At 75.0% G+C, this 16,797-nt stretch carries 11 protein-coding genes; 2 read left to right on the top strand and 9 right to left on the bottom strand.

Annotated features, from left to right (window positions below):
* Positions 1–40: 40 nt before the first annotated feature.
* Entirely contained in the window at positions 41–730 is a 690-nt protein-coding gene (locus EL245_RS10345) for a hypothetical protein (protein ID WP_126383060.1), read from the top strand.
* On the opposite strand, the gene EL245_RS10340 is transcribed toward EL245_RS10345, so the two are convergent.
* From EL245_RS10340 to EL245_RS10300, 9 genes are all read right to left on the bottom strand, one after another.
* The gene (locus EL245_RS10340) at positions 657–2,027 is read right to left on the bottom strand and encodes an O-antigen ligase family protein (protein WP_197719407.1); all 1,371 of its coding nucleotides are present in this window, start codon (positions 2,025–2,027) and stop codon (positions 657–659) included. The two genes, EL245_RS10345 and EL245_RS10340, sit on opposite strands and share 74 nt — an antisense overlap.
* A complete protein-coding gene (locus EL245_RS10335) occupies positions 2,024–3,334 on the bottom strand; it encodes a glycosyltransferase family 2 protein (protein ID WP_126383059.1) in 1,311 nt (436 codons plus the stop codon). Before EL245_RS10335 ends, EL245_RS10340 begins: the two co-directional genes overlap by 4 nt.
* Positions 3,331–5,580, bottom strand: coding sequence for a GumC domain-containing protein (locus EL245_RS13890; RefSeq protein WP_126383058.1), 2,250 nt, complete (start codon positions 5,578–5,580; stop codon positions 3,331–3,333). The genes EL245_RS10335 and EL245_RS13890 overlap by 4 nt, the downstream gene beginning before the upstream one ends.
* On the bottom strand, positions 5,577–6,521 hold the full coding sequence (locus tag EL245_RS10325) for a glycosyltransferase family 2 protein (protein WP_126383057.1): 945 nt from the start codon (positions 6,519–6,521) through the stop codon (positions 5,577–5,579). Before EL245_RS10325 ends, EL245_RS13890 begins: the two co-directional genes overlap by 4 nt.
* Positions 6,514–7,263 carry a CDP-alcohol phosphatidyltransferase family protein gene (locus EL245_RS10320; protein ID WP_126384374.1) on the bottom strand — a complete coding sequence of 250 codons (750 nt, stop codon included), beginning with the start codon at positions 7,261–7,263 and terminating at the stop codon, positions 6,514–6,516. The genes EL245_RS10325 and EL245_RS10320 overlap by 8 nt, the downstream gene beginning before the upstream one ends.
* Before the next feature lie 121 nt (positions 7,264–7,384).
* Positions 7,385–8,845: an NCS2 family permease gene (locus EL245_RS10315; protein WP_126384372.1), complete on the bottom strand. Its 1,461-nt coding sequence runs from the start codon at positions 8,843–8,845 to the stop codon at positions 7,385–7,387.
* Positions 8,846–8,996: 151 nt separating this feature from the next.
* A complete protein-coding gene (locus EL245_RS10310) occupies positions 8,997–10,424 on the bottom strand; it encodes a DUF3027 domain-containing protein (protein WP_232009723.1) in 1,428 nt (475 codons plus the stop codon).
* A 59-nt stretch (positions 10,425–10,483) separates the two neighbouring features.
* Positions 10,484–12,322: a GAD-like domain-containing protein gene (locus tag EL245_RS10305; protein WP_126383056.1), complete on the bottom strand. Its 1,839-nt coding sequence runs from the start codon at positions 12,320–12,322 to the stop codon at positions 10,484–10,486.
* Positions 12,323–12,475: 153 nt separating this feature from the next.
* Entirely contained in the window at positions 12,476–14,911 is a 2,436-nt protein-coding gene (locus EL245_RS10300) for a helicase-associated domain-containing protein (RefSeq protein ID WP_126383055.1), read from the bottom strand.
* Positions 14,912–15,018: 107 nt separating this feature from the next.
* On the opposite strand from EL245_RS10300, the gene EL245_RS10295 reads away from it, so the two are divergent.
* Complete coding sequence (locus EL245_RS10295) at positions 15,019–16,734, top strand: DNA repair helicase XPB (protein WP_126383054.1); 1,716 nt, start codon at positions 15,019–15,021, stop codon at positions 16,732–16,734.
* The last annotated feature ends 63 nt before the right edge of the window (positions 16,735–16,797 follow it).

The raw sequence follows: 16,797 nt of genomic DNA, 5'->3' as shown, positions 1-16,797 counted from the left end.
GTCCCCCACGGCGCCTCGTGCGCCCAGGAGTCCTCGATCCATGAAGCCTGTTTCCGTCAAGCCTGAGAAGCCTGAGCCGTCTGAGAAGCACGAGCAGCCTGAGCGCGCGCCCTCGGGGCCTGTGGGCGGCAGCCGCCGCAGGCTCCTGGTCGTCGTGCTCGTGTGCGCCTGCCTCCTTGCCGGGGTGCTGTGGTACCTCGGCGCCTCGGGCGACGGCGGGGGCGGGGCCGCCGCCACGGCCACGTCCACGTCCGCCCCCGCCGCGACGGGCGCCTCGGCGACGCCGAGCGCACCTCCCCCGCCGAGTCCCGCCCCGCTGCCCGCGGGCGCGCTCGACGCCGCGCAGGTGGAGTCGCTGGCCGAGCACGTCCTGGCGGGACAGGCCCAGGCCCTTGCCGACCCGGTCACGGCGGACGCCTCGACCCTGCTCACGGGCGCGGCCCTCGAGGAGTTCAGGAACCAGCGCGAGGAGTGGGAGTCGGGGCAGTGGCACCAGGAGGGTGCTGCGACGGTCGACGGGGTCGAGGTCCTCGAGGCCTCCGCCGACTCCGGCTCCCTGACCGCGCAGATGTGCGTGGACTCCACGACGGTGCGGGTCCTTGACGAGAACGGCGCCGACGTGCGCCCGGCAGACTCACCCCAGCGCACGCTCACCGTCATGACCTTCGCCTTCGTGGACGGTCACTGGAAGCTCGCCTCGCAGTCCTTCGCCGCTGAGCCCGACTGCTGAGCGTCACCTCCCCGCCGTCCTCGGACCGCCTCCCCGGACCCACCGCGGTGTCCGGCCGCAGGACCAGGCCCACCGCCACCATCGTGACCATGAGCCCGGTCATCATGCCGTAGTAGAGGGACTCCACGACGGTGGCCGCCACGATCCCGCCCATGACCGCGCCCACGGGGTCGGTGCGCCGCCAGGCCAGGGCCAGGACGCTCAGGAGGCAGCCCAGGAACAGCGCGGTCCCCACGAAGCCGTTCGAGTAGAGCACGGTCCACAGCTGCCCCTGGGTGCCCAGGGAGGGGAGCCACGGGTCAGGGGCCGGGCGCGGGGAGCCGTAGCCGAACAGCGGCGAGTCGAGCGCCCCCTCGAGGGTGAGGCGGTAGAGCAGGGCACGGTCCACCGTCGAGTTCGTGGACTCCAGGCGGTGGAGCAGGGACTGACCCGAGGGCGAGGCGATCCACAGGGCGCCCGCCAGGGGGGTGATGACGACCCCCGCCAGGACGATGAGCACGCGCCCGCGCCGCACGGCCTGGAGCGCGGCCCAGGCGCCAACCACCCCGAGGCCGATGAACATGCCCCGGTTGAGGGTGCTCACCGCGGGGACCACCGAGGCCGCGACGACGGCCGCCCAGGCCCACCACCACCGGGCCCCGCGCGTGAGCCACAGGTGGAGCACGGCGACGGGCAGGACGAAGGAGTAGACGTTGCCCCACGTGTTGGCGTACAGGAAGGGGGCCGCGGGCCGCACCGCCTGGGGCTCCCACAGGTCGGGGCTCCACTGGGTGGTGCGACGCACGATCATGTCGGCTACGAGCTCGTTGGAGGCCAGGCCCTGGGGCACGACCCAGGACATCGGCGTGTGGATGACGAGCTCGGGCATGGCCAGGGCGAGGTAGCCGCCGGCCGTCATGCACGCGAGGAACCAGGTCATCGCACCGGTCACGCGGACAAGCGGCAGGGCGCGCCTCGCGCTGTAGGTGTGGATGGCGAAGCAGGCCGCCGCCGCGTAGAACAGGAGCCGGTAGACCGCGCCGATGAGACGGCCGGTCGTGTCGATCATGACCATCGAGGCCACGCACCACACGAGGAACAGGCCCCACAGGAGCAGGGAGCGGGGGATGCCCAGGTGGCGCGACCCGAGCCACTGGTAGAGCATCGCGGCCGCCGCGATGAGCCAGATCATGTCCCCCACGCCGAGCAGCCACCACAGGAGGTAGGCGGCCATGGGGGCGAGCACCGGCCATCCCGACAGGGGGACGGCCTCCCGGGCGCCCGGGACGTGCGGGGGCCCTGAGCCGACCGAGCTCACCGGTTCCGCCCACGGGCGCGCCGTGCCCGGGCGCCCTCCACGAGGAACAGGGCGGGCCCCGACACGAAGCCCAGGACCTCGGTACGCGTGAGGGAGCCCGGCACATCGGGGTCGCGGCCGGCCACGCGCTGGGAGCCCGGGGAGAGCCGGCGGGCCACGGCCCGGCTCCGGCCGGCCAGGTCGACAAGCGCCCGGGGGTCTGACAGGACGGCCTTGGTGAGCAGCGCGGCCATGCCCGTGCCGTTGCCCTTGACCTGCGTGCGCAGGCCGCCCAGGGTGGGGCGGTGGGTGTGCCAGACGACGGCGTCGGGGGTCTGGACGATCGCGTGGCCCGAGCGCAGCACCCTGGCGAAGGCGTCGAGGTCCTCCCCTCCCGCGGTCCGGGTGCCGGCGCCGAGGCGCTCGTCGAAGGGACCGATGAGATCGAGGACCTCGCGGCGGAAGGCCATCGACACCCCGGCCCCCACCCGGGCGGTGGCCAGGGGGTAGAGCGGCCCGCCGTCGCCCGGTGCTCCCAGGCGGGCGACGCTCGCGGGGACCGGGCCCAGGGTCCACAGCACCGGCACCTCGGTGCGGGGGAAGCCTCCTCTGGCCTCGAAGTAGCGCTGGGTCGGGTGGCGCAGGCGCGCGGGCAGGGGGTTGCCGGTCACCGCCCCCACGTTCCGTCCCGGGTCGGCGGCCAGGACGTCGAGCGTCTCGGAGAGCCACCTGGGGTCGGTGACGGCGTCGTCGTCGGTGAAGGCGATGACCTCGCCACAGGCGGCGGCCACGCCGGTGTTGCGCGCCCGGGACAGCCCCGCGACCGGCTCGGGGACCACACGCAGGCGGGGGTCGTCGATGCCTGCGAGCATCTGCCTCGTGCGGCCGCGGCCGGGCGCGTTGTCGACGACGACCACCTCGAGGCGCTCGTGGTCCTGTGCGAGGGCGGCCTCGACGGCTGCGGTGAGCAGGGGGTTGCGGCCCACGGTGCAGATGACCACCGAGGCGTCGGTCCCCGCTCCCGCGCCGCGGTGCCAGGCGCGCTCAGCGCTGCGGCCTCGCGCGGCCTGGCGAGCACGCTCGGCGACGCTGTCAGCACTGTCAGTGCCGTCAGAGCCGTCAGAGCCGTCAGGGCCGTCAGTGCCGTGAGCGCCCTCGAGCTCGACGAGGGCCAGGACGCGACCCTCGTCACGTACGAGCACGAGCGCGCGGGGGTCGGTCGGTGCGCCCGAGACGACCTCGAGCGTGTCGGTGGACAGCTCGAGGCAGGCCACCATCGACCGCAAGGGGTCAAGAGCGGGGACGCGCTTCGAGGGGGCCCGGCTCATCGTGGGTCCCCCTCCCCGGAGCCGGCCGAGGCGGGCGAGACCGCCCCCGCGGTGGCGGGGGTGGCAGCCGGCTCGGCCGACGGCTTGGCAGCCTGCCTCGCGGCCGACGCGTGAGCAGGCCTCGCGGCGGGCTTCGCAGCCGGTCCGGCCGCTGGCTTGGTACCAGGCTGTGCTGTCGAGGCGGTAGCGGGCTTGGCGGCTGGCTTGGCCGCAGGTGCCGCGGCGGCCGAGCCGGCGCTCGCGGCCGAGGACGAGACGGCCGGCTTGACTGCCGGCGTGGCACCGGGCTTCGCCGCTGGCTTGGCGGCTGCCTTGGTGGCCGGCGTGGCACCGGGCTTCGCCACCGGCTTGGCGGCTGCCTTGGCCGCCGGCTTGGCGGCTGCCTTGGTCACCGGCGTGGCAGCAGGCTTGGCGGCCGGCTTGGCGGCCGGCGTGGCAACAGGCTTGGCGGCCTGCTTGGCCGCTGGCTTGGCGGCCCGATCGGCGGAGGGCGCTGAGCGCCCGGGGCTCCTGGGAACCGGTACCTCCTCGACGTCGATCATGCGAGTGCCGGGCTCAGCGAGGTCACCGGCCGGCTCAGCCGGCGTGGCGACGCTGTCGGCGCTCAGCCGCAGAGGTGAGGGACTCGTGCGCACCGGCTCCGCCGAGGGCACCGTCGGGGTGATGACCGGCTCGCTGGCGGGGCCCTGGCTCGCCGGCTCCGCGGGGGCGACGGCGCTGGCCCGCAGCCGGGCCAGACTCGTCCGCACCGCCGTGGGACCGGGGTCCCCCTCGGTGTCCCGGGCCTCGGTAAGGGCCGCGTCCTGCGCGACGGGCGCGGCGCCGGTACGCCCCGTGGCCGGGGTGACGACCTCGGCCGGCTCGGGCTCGGCACCGCCACCCGGGGCGCCCGCGGGTCGCCCGGCGTCGGCCGTGCTGGCGGCGCTCACAACGCCGGCCGCGCTGACGGTGCTGGCGGCGCTGGTCGCGCTCACGGCGGATGAGGTGTCAGCCGCGCTGTCCGCGCTCAGCCCGCTGTCCGCGCTGGCCGAGGAGGTCGCCTGCTGGTCGGACAGGGACTGCGGGCGCTCCCTGGCGGCGAGCATGACGCCGACCAGCTCGCAGCCGACGGCGGAGATGTCCCGTGAGACGCGCTCGAAGCGTGCCTTCGTCCACGCCGGGGTCGCCACGAGCACGACCGCCCCGCGCCCGCGCATGGCGCGCAGCACCCGCTGCCGGGCGCGGCGCAGGTCGATGACCGTCGCGTCGGCGGCCTGCGCCACCGAGGCGGCGGCGGCACGTGAGTCCGGCCCACCGAGATCGGCCAGCACCGCCGCCGATGACGGGCTGTCCGCCACCGCCCAGGCGACCATCTCGGCCACCGACGCCCATCTGCTCGTCCGGCCGATGCTCGCCTCGGGCAGCCAGACCTGCACGCCGAGCATGTCCTCGATCTCCTCGTTGTCCGCCGGACGTCGCGCCACCGCCTGGCGGGCCAGGACGAGCAGGAGACCGAGGAAGAGCCCTCCCATGAGCCCGGCCGCCACGACGGTGCGCCTGGGCGGCAGCACGGTCACCTTGTTGGCTGCCGCAGGGGTGATGACCTGGCCGGCGACCGAGGACACGTCGGTGAGGGCCACACGCCGGTTGGCCAGTGTCTGGAGCATGATGCGGGTGGTCTCCTCGGCCGCCGACGCCTGGGACTGGGCGGCGTCGTCCTCGGAGACCGCTCCCTGCTGGAGCTGGTCGGCCAGCTGGGTGCGCAGGTTCTCCATCTGCTGGTCGAGGGAGCTTCCGACGGCGGCGACGCGCTCGGTGACGAGCAGGGTGCGGACCTGGAGGTAGGAGGAGGCCAGGGCGTCCGCGCCCTGCATCGCCCGGTCCTTGTCGGTGTCGGAGTAGGTGATGCTCACGATGGTCCCGTCGGAGTCCCCCTTGACCTCGACGCCCTGACGCAGGGTGCTCGAGTCCCAGCCCTCCCCGAGGGTCTCGGCGGCCAGGTCGGCGGTGATCGCCGAGCTGGCCAGCTGCAGCTCGGTGGGCATGTCGAGCACGCTCGAGGGCGCCTTGCCCGCTGCGGCGGGGTCTGTGCTCACCGCGGTGATGTTGACCACCGCGGTCGACTGGTAGACGGTCGGCACGATCTGGAGGTACGCCAGCGCGGCGCACAGCCCCAGGACGAGACCGAGCGCGAACCACAGGCGCCGGACGCGCAGGACGCGGCGGATCCGGCCGGGGGTGACCATCGGCTCAACGGTTGCGCTCATGGGCGGTCCTCCTCCCCGGCAGGAGCGCCGGGGTCATCGGTTGACGGTCGGGTGGACGGCTGCGTGCCGCCGGACTCGACCTGACGGATGCGTCGGCGCAGCCGACGCCGCAGGCGCAGGCCCTCCACTCCCCCGACGGCGTTGACAACGGGCTCGACGGCGCTGCGGAACTCCGCGAGACCTGCCGCGCGCTCGGCAGGCTCGAGGCCCTCGAGGGCGACGAGCCGGGTGAGGCGGCGCCCCACGGTCCTCTCACTGAGATCCGCGAAGGCGCGCGCCTGATCGGGATCCGCCCAGGACCTGGCCCGCCAGCTGCTCGAGGCCGTGATCTGGCCGGGGTGCACCCGGTAGAGCAGCCCCCATGAGGCCACACGGCTCATCCGGGCCCCGGCCGCGGCGCACCGCAGCCACAGGTCGTAGTCCTCCGCGGGGACCTCCCGGTACCCGCCCACCCGGTCGACGAGCTCGCGCCGGGCGAGCATCGTGGGGTGGGACACCGGGTTGGTCAGGAGCAGGTGGAGGGCGAAGGTCCGCGACGGGATGCCCACCGGGGCCTGCGGCCGCGGGCGGCGGCCGAGGAGGTCGACCACCTGGGCGAAGACCATGTCCTGACCGGCCTCGACGGCCGCCAGCGTCGTGCGGAAGCGCCAGGGCAGGCAGACGTCGTCGGCGTCCATCCTGGCCACGAGCCGCGAGTCCGTCATCCCCATGAGGGAGGTGAGCGCCCTCGTCAGGCCGCCGGAGGGCGGGGCCGTCACGACGCGCAGCCGGTGGTCGTCGCGCCCGGCGGCCCGGGCGAGCTCGGCCGTGGCGTCGGACGAGCCGTCGTCGAGCACGACGAGCTCGGCGTCGGCCGGCAGGGCGCGCAGGGTCGAGGAGACCGCCGTGGCGATGGTCGCCTCGGCGTCGCGGGCGGGCAGCAGGACGCTGAGGTCAGGCACCGGTACCACCGCCGGCGCGCCCGGCCCCGGCCTGCGCGGCGTCGAGCGCCCGCAGGTCCCGGTGCCTGCGGCGCAGGGAGGCCGCGCTGTGAAGGACCGCGACCACCGCCAGCAGGGTGTAGGTCAGGGAGAAGGCCGACGGAAGGCCCCACAGGACGAAGGACCAGCACAGGACGCCGGGGTCGGTGGGGGCCAGCACCCACGAGCGCAGGTCGCCCCCGCGGGTCTGGGGACGCCCCGCCCGGCGGACGAAGGCCTCGGCCAGGATCTGGCTGAGGAACTGGCCGCTGGTCACCCAGGCGTAGACCAGGGCGACGCCTGCCAGCCAGGGGCTGTCGGGCCGGTGGACGAGGACGGCGACCGCCGTCGTGAGGTGGATGGCTGGGGAGCGGAAGGCGTCGACGACGTGGTCGACCCACTCCCCTGTGCGCGAGGAGGTGCCTGTCAGCCTGGCCAGCTGCCCGTCGGCGGAGTCCAGGAGGTAGCCGGCCGCCAGGGCGACCGCCACGGGCAGCCCGCTCCAGGTGGCGGGAGGCAGGAGGAGCAGCAGGCACATGCCTGCTGCCGACAGGACCGCGGAGGCCGCCGTGACCATGGTGGGGGTCCACCCCGCCACGGCGCCGACCGCCGCGACCAGGCGGGCTCCCCGCCGGTTGACCCACCTCGTGTACGCCGGCACCCCCGCCCCGGGCTTCTGGGCGGCGTCGAGGGCGGCCAGGGCCGCGCGGACACGTGCGGCCACGCCCTCCGAGCCCTGGTCCCCGCCGGAGACGCGGTCAGGCGGGCGCTGCCCCTGCGCGTGCGGGGGCGCCGTCGTGTCCTGCGTCGTGCCGGGGCGTCCTGCCGGGACGCCGGACGCCTGCTCAGCCGACGCCAAGGATCGCCTTGATCGGCTCGAGGGTGAAGTACACGATGAACAGGCCCGAGGCCAACCACATGAGCGGGTGGATCCGCGTGGCGTGCCCCCGCGCCACCTCGATGACGAGGTAGCACACGAAGCCCGCGCCGATGCCGTTGGTGATCGAGTAGGAGAAGGGCATCATGATGATCGTCATGAAGGCCGGCAGGGCGATCTGCGGAGCCGTCCAGTCGATGTCGGTGACCTGGGTCATCATGAGGAAGCCGACGACGACGAGGGCCGGGGTCGCGGCCTCGTAGGGCACCATGGCCACGACCGGCGCCAGGAAGGTGCTTCCCAGGAACAGCAGGCCCGTGACCACCGAGGCCAGCCCGGTGCGGGCGCCCTCGCCCACCCCCGCCGCCGACTCGATGTAGGAGGTGTTCGACGACACGCCTCCGGCGCCGCCGGCCATGGCGGCCACCGAGTCGATGACGAGGATCTCGCGGGTCCTGGGCGGGTTGCCCTTCTCGTCGAGCAGGTCGCCCTCGGAGCCGATGGCGACCATCGTGCCCATCGTGTCGAAGAAGTCCGCGAGCATGAGGGAGAAGACGAGGAGGATGACGGAGACGGCTCCGACCTTCTCGAAGGAGCCCAGCAGGTTGAACTCCCCCAGGGTCGCGAAGCTCGGCACCGCCACCGGGGAGCCGGACAGGGAGGGGACCGACAGCGACCAGCCGGTCAGGTTGACGGCCCCGACCTCGGGGTCGTCGTTGTAGGCGCCCAGGCGGGCGAGGGCCTCGATGACGGCCGCCAGCACGGTGGCCGACACGATCCCGATGAGGATCGCCCCCTTGACCTTGCGCACGTAGAGCACGATGGTGAGGAACAGCCCGAGGAGGAAGACGAGCACCGGCCATCCCTGGAGGGAGCCGCCCAGGCCGAGCTCGAGCGGCGTGCCGCCTGCGCGCACGACCTTGGCGTCGACGAGGCCGATGAGGGCGATGAACAGGCCGATGCCCACCGAGATGGCGGTCTTGAGGTGCGCCGGGACCGCCTTGAAGACGGCCTCACGGAAGCCGGTGAGCACGAGGACGAGGATGATGATGCCCTCTATGACGATGAGGCCCATGGCGTCGGCGTAGGTCATGCCGCTCGTGCCGACGATCGTGTAGGCGACCATGGCGTTGATGCCCAGGCCGGCCGCGAGCGCCATCGGGTAGTTGGCGACCACGCCCATGAGGATGGTCATGACCCCCGCGATGAGGGCGGTTCCCGCGGCGATCTGGGCTGAGGTGCCCAGCGGGGCGATGCCCTCGTGGGAGGTGGACAGGATGAGCGGGTTGAGCACGAGGATGTAGGACATCGTGAAGAAGGTGACGACGCCTCCGCGCACCTCGCGCGCAACGGTCGATCCCCGCTCGGTGATCCGGAAGAACCTGTCGAGGGCGCCTGCCTGCCGGGGGGCGTCCTGCGTCTGGGACATGGGTGGGTGAGTGCTCACGTCCGTCGATTGTGGCAGACGATGGGCAGCCGGGCTACGCCTGGGCCCTACTGTGACACGACCGTGGCCTGGGAGGCGCTGTCGACCGGGGTGCGAGCGCCTGCGGGCGCCTCCCGTCGGGCGGGGTCCCTCCTCAGCGGTGGTCGGGCAGGTGGGCCTCGAGCTCGGCCAGGGTGATGCCCTCGGAGGTGACGCGCTCGGTGGCGGGGCGCGCGGGCTGGTGCTCGCCGAGCTCGGCGGCCAGGTCGGCCACCGCGTCACGGGCGGCCGCCGCCCGGTCCTCGGCCGAGCCCGAGGCGGAGGGGTCGGTCTCCGACCCCGCGGCGCTCGAGCCGGTGTCCTGTGCGGCGTCGCTGCCCGACGGCTCCGGGGTCTGCTCGCCGGCGTCCTGGGCGGAGGCGGTCGGCGCGTCGGGCTCCTCGACGGCGGGCTGCGCTCCAGGGGCTGGGGCTGCGGCACCGTCGGTCCTCGGCTCGGCGGCCTCTGCCGGCCCGGTGGCCGGGCCCGGCGCCTGGTCGTCTGCCTCGGCAGGGTCGCCGGGGTCGCCGGGGCGCGGACGCGGCTGCCCGGCTCCGTCCGCGGCCCTCGCGGCCTCGGCGGGCTCGTCAGGCTCCCGGCTCCCGGTCGACCGGGCCGGGGCGTCGGGGTCCGCCTCCTGCCGGGGGGCGGGCCGGCCGGCGTCGGCGTCACCGCGGATCGAGGCGCCGTCGGTGCCCAGGGGCTCCATGGCCTCCTCGTCGAGGCGCGAGGGGACGACCGGCCACTCGGGGCCCTGGTCGGGCAGGTCGGTCTCGGAGTGGGCGCCGCAGCCGTGATCGAGGGACACGACCCTGCCGTCGTCGGCGGCCCACTCGTTGGCGCAGATGCCGAAGACGCGGCGCAGGGGTCCTGCCATGCGGATGAAGAAGCCGCAGGTCGAGCACGTCGCGTGGGCCTTGCGGACGCCCTCGGCGTCCGGGCCGTGGTCGCCGTCGTACCAGCGCTGGGCGGCGCGGCTGACGCCCTCGGCGCTCAGGACCCGGGCGCGGCCGAGGTCGAGCTCGTCGAGGGCGACCGTGTCGCCCTCCTCGTCGCCCGTGGCCTCCCAGCCCGGCTCGAGCCGCTCGTCGGTCTCGCGTCGGGGCAGCCGGTCGGAGCGGGAGACGTCACCGGGCTGGAGACGGTCGGCCCAGGGGATCCAGGCGGGCGCGAGGAGCGCGTCCTCGCCGGGCAGGAGCTCCATCTCGCAGATGGTGGCCGAGCGGCCGCGCGGCGGCCGGGCCACGGTCACGGCCCACCGCCATCCGCGGTATCCGGCCAGGGTGCAGTCGAAGAGGTGGGTGACGGTGCGCTCGGCGTCGAGGCTCGCCGCGACGTGCTCGCCGACCGCGTCCGGCTCGGTGAGGCACTCCAGCGCCGAGCGCGCCGCCGCCAGGACCGCCGGGGAGGTCAGGGTCCGGTCCTTGGCCGCCGCGGCCTGCGCGGCGGGGGTCGGCAGGGCGCCCGCCCGCTCGACGGCCGGCGCGGTGGGCGGGACGGCCGTCGTGGCCGCGGTCGACGAGTGGGTCGCTGCGTTGTTCACCCGCCCAGTGTAGGGGGCCCGTATGTCAGGCCGTTCACCTGTCTGGAACAGGCCGGTCCTCAGGCCGATCCGCTCTCGTCGTGAGCCTCGGGCGCCGTGGGCCCCTCCTGGGCGGGCTGGTCCTCGGGCTGCTCCTCGCTCGGGGCGGGAGGGCGGAGCGCCGCGGCACGCAGCCCGTCGGCCTCGAGCCTGCGCTCGACCGAGCGCGCCCGGTCGATGAGGTGCTCGGCGGCGTCCTGGACGGACAGGGCCGCCACCTCCACGCGGGTCATCGGCGCTCCCGGGGGTGTCACCCCGTAGACCTCGTCCGGGCCCACGGGACCGAGCACCTCGACGGCGACGTCGATGAGGTCCCGCTCGGAGTCCTCGTCCTCGTAGAAGTCCTCCATCGGGTCGACTAGGAGCAGGGCGCCCATGCGCTCGCGCATGACCCGGCTGCCCATGTGCTGGGCCGCGGGAGGGTGCACCCTCACGACGGCGCTGAGGGGGTCGATCTCGAGCACCGGGCCGGAGACCTCGCCCCACAGGGCCATCCCGCCCAGCGCGGTGCGGGTCAGGCACCACCAGCCCTGGTCGTCGAAGGGCAGGTCGACGCCGTCGAGCCACGCCTCGACCACCGGTGCCCACCGCAGCGGGTCGGTGACCCACGTGCGGCCCTGGCCGAAGCCCTCGAAGCCGAAGCGCCGCCACACGTGGAGCACCGAGTCAGGCAGCACCCCGGCGAAGCGCTCGAGGTGCTCGTCGGTGACCGGCAGGCCCACGCCCAGCGGGGCCAGGCCCGCCTCCTCGCGCAGGTGCTCCTCGATCCGGGAGTCCACCCAGGCCAGGTCCCAGGGCAGCTCCTCGACGGGAGCGACCGGCAGGACCGCGGACGGCGGGGCCTCATCTGGCCGTGCCTCAGCCGGCACCTGCTCGGGCGAGGGCCCGGTTTGCCCCGGGGAGGCCGGTTCGGGTTGTCCCGGGGAGGACGGTTCGGGCTCCGGTGCCGTCGGGGCCTCCACGGGCGTGGGCGCCGAGGCGGGTCGTGAGGCGGAAAGGGGCAGCCCGGCGGGCTCCGGCCTCGGCTCGGGCTCCGGCGTCAGCCCGGACTCCGGCGCCGGCTCGGGCTCCGGCGTCAGCCCGGACTCCGGCGCCGGCTCAGGCGCCTGTGCTGGAGGCTGTTGCTCCGGGTGCTGCGCACCGGGTGCGGAGGCAGCCGCCTTCATGGGCTCGAGCAGGCTGGGCCGGTCCAGGCGGACCTGGTTGCGGTACTCCGAGTCGGCCAGCACCTGGCCCGCCACGCTCCGGTGACCCTCGCTGACGACCCAGTCGATCTCCTCGGGCCGCAGCGGGGTGAGCGCGACGAGGCGCACCGCCTGAGGGTCGGAGTACATCTCGACGTAGTCGCTCCGCAGGCCCGCAGGCGCCCCGAGCAGGAGGCACAGGTGGCCCTCGTCGTCGAGCCAGTCGGCGGGCACGTCGACCTCCGGCACCCGCAGCGTCAGGCAGCCGTGGTGGTCGAAGGTGGGCCGGTAGCCCTGCCCGGCGTAGGTCGACACGACTCGGATGAGCAGCTCGAGCTCCCACGATGCCTGCAGGTCCTCGAGCCCGGCGCCCTTGAGGCGCGGGGAGTCGATGTAGTACTCGAGGCCCTCGCCGGGGTCGCCTCCGGTGTCCGACCACGGCGAGGACATGCCGTCGGTGGTGATGATCGTGGAGTCCTGCGTCCACACGGGGGCGTAGTTCTCGGCCTGGCCCGGCCAGGGGGAGGCCGGCCCGTTGGTCGGGCCGAAGAAGGCCATGTCCGAGGTCGTGCCGACCTGCTCCCAGTAGGCCTGGCGGATCGCGGCACCGTACTGCCACGGGTAGTCCTCGGTCTCGTCGTCCCGAGGGGCAGGTGTGTCAAGGTCATTGCTCATCAGAGACTCCCAGGAGAGCGGACCGGCTGGTGGGGCCGGCCACGGAAGCCTACATCCCCCGGGCCCCGCACACCCGTACCCAGGTCCCGGTCGCGTCCTGCGGGGCCAGGGGCCGTCGACGACACGCCCGACGGGCCCGGGCCCCTGCGCGGGTCAGGCCTGCTCGACCGACACGATCCGGTGGACCGCGACCGTCAGCTCGGTCTGGCGCAGGACGTCGGCCAGCCTCACCCTGTCCGGCTCGACGGCGAGGACCCGCACCGACCGGTCCTGCACCGCTCCGTCGTGCCCGACGATCCTCAGGCGCAGACGCGACCGGGACGACTGGGCCTGACGGAGCAGGGCCAGGGCGTGGACGGGGTCCGTGGCCGGGGCGGGGTCGCCCTGCGTGTCCTGCTCGTCCTGGCCGGAGCGCAGGCGCGCGACGAGGCCGGCGAGCTCGCGCCCGCCCGGGCGAGGGCGGCGCACGGAGTGCTCGTTGCCGGGTCGGGTCGGCGGCGGCGCCGTCTGGCGCCCGGCACCGCCGTCGGGGCTCAGGAGCCTGCGTCCCTCGGCGTCCTCCAGGACGGGTGCCAGTCCTGCGCCACGCAGCGTGCGCAGGACCCTGGCGGCCGGGACGCAGGAGACCACGACGCCCGGTGCGAGCTCGACCAGCCTCAGCTCGGCGACCCGCGGGTCGCCGACGAGGGCCGCGGCCACGGCCGGATCGGGGACTCGCAGCACGGTGGACACCTCACGCACCCGTACCGAGCCGTGGCGCCGGGCGGCGTCGTCGATGAGGACGGTCAGGGCGTCGGGCAGGCCGGTGGGGCTGAAGCGCTCCAGGGCGCGGACCAGCTCGGGGGCGCCGACCCCGGAGTCGAGGGCGGCGCGCACCGAGTCGGGGGTGAAGCGCACGGTCAGCGCCCCGCCACGGGACTCCACCTGGGCGCTGCGCTCGAGGAGGGCCGCCAGTGCGGTGCCCGGCCGTCCCGGCACGATCGCGGTGAGGTCGGACTGGATGAGGAGGGTGTCCACGGGGGCGGGCAGGTCGGCCGCCAGGGCGGCCTCGAGCGACAGGAGCAGTCCCGCGGCGTCCGCCTCCTCCTGCCCGGGGACGGGGCCCCGGGTCGTGTCGTGGCGTCCCGCGCCGGAGGCGGCCTCGGCGAGCACCCGACCCGCACGGCTCAGTGCCCCCGAGCCGGTCAGGCCGAGCATCGCCGCCTCGGCCAGGACCGCGGTGACGGCGCCTGACGGAACCGGACGGCGCGGCCGCGCTGCCCTCAGCGCGGCACGCACCCAGGTCGGGGTCGCGGCGCGCCCCTGCTCCAGCTGCGCGAGGAGCACGAGGACCCGGTGGCGCAGGCTGCGGGCCCAGGCCGCCTCGACGTCGTCGCCCAGCACGGGCCGCAGCGCACCGTTGTCGGAGCGGGAGCCGACGAGCCACGGGGTGCGCGCCGAGGCCGGCCACGCCGCGGCCAGACGTGCCCAGCGCTCGGGGGTGCCGGCCTCGGTCCAGGAGGCCGCCTCGGTCGAGGGGACCCAGGCGGTGCCGGCCTCGTCCAGGCCCAGCAGCCCGGCACCGGCCACCATCTCGATGAGTGTCGCGGTGGCGCCGGGCTCGAGGTCGAGGGCCTCGGCGGTGCGGGCCAGGGAGCGCACGCCCACGCCCCCGGCGCGCAGGACGGGAGCGCCCTCGCGCCCCCACTCGGCGAGCAGGGCGGCGGCGAGCCGGACGAGCTCCTCGGCCGCGCGCGTCGACTCCGAGGCCAGGGAGCCGGGGTCGACCAGCGCGAGGGCCGCCGGGTCGGGCGGGGTGAGGGGCTCGCGGGTCAGGCGACCTCCGCGCAGGGCGAGGGACACCTCGCGCGGCATGACGAGGCGGGTGCGGTCGGCGGCGGGCTGCTGCGCGCGCGGGCCGGCTCCTCGGGCAGCGCCCTGCCCCGGTCCCGCGTTCTGCCCCGGTCCCGCCCCCGTGCCCGCCGGCACGAGCCACCCGCGGGCCAGGAGCTCGTCGACCCCTGCCGACCGGCCGCCCGCTCGCACGGTGCCCACGGGCGGGCCCCATGCCAGGGCGGCGAGCATCGCCTGGGCCTCGGGGGACAGCGATCCTGCCTGTACCGGGGTCGAGCCGGGATCCTGCAGGGTCTCGGGCAGGGGCTCGGGCAGGGTCTGGGGCGGCGGGCAGGCCGAGGGCCCCAGGCCCAGGGGGTAGGGCCCCACGGCGTCGACGAGGCCCTGGACCGGCCCGGCGCCGATGAGCAGGGCGAGGTCCTCCAGCCGGGCCAGGGAGCGGGCGGCGTCGTGCTCCTCGACGCCCAGGGCCGTGGCCAGCTCCGGGGCCTGCCTGCTGCCCAGCGCCAGGACGGCCTCGGCCACGGCCAGCTCGACGGCGTCGAGCCCGGCGAGCGCCGCCTCGACGCTCGGACGCGCCCCCGCCCGGGCCGCGAGCGCGGTGAAGGAGGCTGACGGAGGTGAGGCGAGGTCGGGGCGGGCCGCCAGGAGGGCCACGACCGCCTCATCGGGCAGGGCCGCCAGGTGGGCGGCCAGCTGTGCGACGTCGGCCGCGGGCACGCGGGCATCACCCCTGCCTGGGTCCTTCTGACTCATCCTGACGAATCTACCGTCTCGGGCACCGGGGGCGAAGCCGGCCCCGCACGGGGCTGGTTCGGCGACGCGGGGTGGCGTGCGCGCGCGCTCCTGCGATACTGCACTGCATGCCTGGTCCGAGTACCCCACCGCCCTCGACGCCTCCTGACGGCCCGCTTATCGTGCAGGGTGACAGGACGGTCCTGCTCGAGGTCGCGCACCCGGGGGCCGACGAGGCCCGCCGTGCCATCGCCCCCTTCGCCGAGCTCGAGCGCGCCCCGGAGCACATGCACACCTACCGGATCACGCCGCTGGCCCTGTGGAACGCCCGTGCGGCCGGCCTCGACGCCGAGACGGTCGTCCACACGCTCCTGACCTACTCGCGCTTCCCGGTGCCGCACTCGCTGCTCACCGAGACCGCTGAGACGATGGACCGCTACGGGCGGCTCCAGCTCCTGGCCGACCCCGCCCACGGCCTGGTCCTGCACGCGCTCGACGTGGCCGTCCTCGAGGAGGTCGTGCGCTCGCGACGCACGACCGGTCTGCTCGGGCAGCGGCTGGGGCCGGCCGACGTCGTCGTCCACCCCTCCGAGCGGGGCCACCTCAAGCAGGTGCTCATCAAGCTGGGCTGGCCCGCCGAGGACCTGGCGGGCTACGTCGACGGCGAGGCCCACCCCATCGCCCTGCGCGAGGCCCCGGCCGAGGCCGCGGCCTCCGTCCCCGGGGCCTTCGCCCTGCGCCCCTACCAGCGTCAGGCGGTTGACGCCTTCTGGGCCGGCGGGTCGGGGGTCGTCGTCCTGCCCTGCGGGGCGGGCAAGACCCTCGTCGGCGCGGCGTGCATGGCCCGCAGCGCGACGACGACGCTCATTCTGGTCACCAACGCCGTCTCGGCCCGGCAGTGGAAGGACGAGCTCATGCGCTTCACGACCCTGACCGCTGACGAGATCGGGGAATACTCGGGGGCACGCAAGGAGGTCCGCCCGGTCACGATCGCCACCTACCAGGTGCTGACCACCAAGCGCAAAGGGGTCTTCCCCCACCTCGACCTGCTCGACGCCCACGACTGGGGGCTCATCGTCTACGACGAGGTCCACCTCCTGCCCGCGCCGGTGTTCCGCATGACCGCTGACCTCCAGGCGCGCCGTCGTCTGGGGCTGACGGCCACGCTCGTGCGCGAGGACGGGCGTGAGGACGAGGTGTTCAGCCTCATCGGGCCCAAGCGCTACGACGCCCCGTGGAAGGACCTGGAGTCCCAGGGGTGGATCGCCCCGGCACAGTGCACCGAGGTCCGCCTCACCCTGACCGAGGGCGAGCGCATGGCCTACGCGACCGCCGAGCCCGAGGAGCGCTACCGCCTGGCGTCGACGACCCCCGCCAAGGCGGGCGTGGTCGAGACGGTCCTGGCCCGCCACCCCGGGGAGCCGGCCCTCGTCATCGGCCAGTACGTCGACCAGCTGACCGAGCTCGCCGAGCGTCTGGACGCCCCGCTCATCACGGGCTCGATGACGGTGCGCGAGCGCCAGCGGCTCTACGACGCCTTCCGGGCGGGGCAGGTCGAGGTGCTCGTCGTGTCCAAGGTCGCCAACTTCTCGATCGACCTGCCGGGCGCCTCGGTGGCGGTCCAGGTCTCAGGCGCCTTCGGGTCACGTCAGGAGGAGGCTCAGCGCCTGGGGCGGATCATGCGCCCGAAGTCCGACGGGCGGCAGGCGCACTTCTACACGGTGGTCGCACGCGACACCCTCGACCAGGACTACGCCGCCCACCGTCAGCGCTTCCTGGCCGAGCAGGGCTACGGCTACAGCATCGTCGACGCCCAGGACCTCCCGGGGTACTCGCCCCGGTGAGCGGCCCTGCGGCGCCGTGCACGTGAGAACGGGGCGTAACGAGGAGTAGCGGGGAGTAACGGG

Source organism: Actinomyces howellii (assembly GCF_900637165.1).
Classification (GTDB): Bacteria; Actinomycetota; Actinomycetes; order Actinomycetales; family Actinomycetaceae; genus Actinomyces; species Actinomyces howellii.
Note: the sequence above shows the minus strand (reverse complement) of the source record. Positions and strands in the feature narration are given on the sequence as shown.

Coding starts and splice junctions, on each gene's coding strand:
- EL245_RS10315 (WP_126384372.1), bottom strand. CDS start 8,845: ATGTCCCAGACGCAGGACGCCCCCCGGCAGGCAGGCGCCCTCGACAGG.
- EL245_RS13890 (WP_126383058.1), bottom strand. CDS start 5,580: ATGAGCGCAACCGTTGAGCCGATGGTCACCCCCGGCCGGATCCGCCGC.
- EL245_RS10345 (WP_126383060.1), top strand. CDS start 41: ATGAAGCCTGTTTCCGTCAAGCCTGAGAAGCCTGAGCCGTCTGAGAAG.
- EL245_RS10295 (WP_126383054.1), top strand. CDS start 15,019: ATGCCTGGTCCGAGTACCCCACCGCCCTCGACGCCTCCTGACGGCCCG.
- EL245_RS10335 (WP_126383059.1), bottom strand. CDS start 3,334: ATGAGCCGGGCCCCCTCGAAGCGCGTCCCCGCTCTTGACCCCTTGCGG.
- EL245_RS10305 (WP_126383056.1), bottom strand. CDS start 12,322: ATGAGCAATGACCTTGACACACCTGCCCCTCGGGACGACGAGACCGAG.
- EL245_RS10300 (WP_126383055.1), bottom strand. CDS start 14,911: ATGAGTCAGAAGGACCCAGGCAGGGGTGATGCCCGCGTGCCCGCGGCC.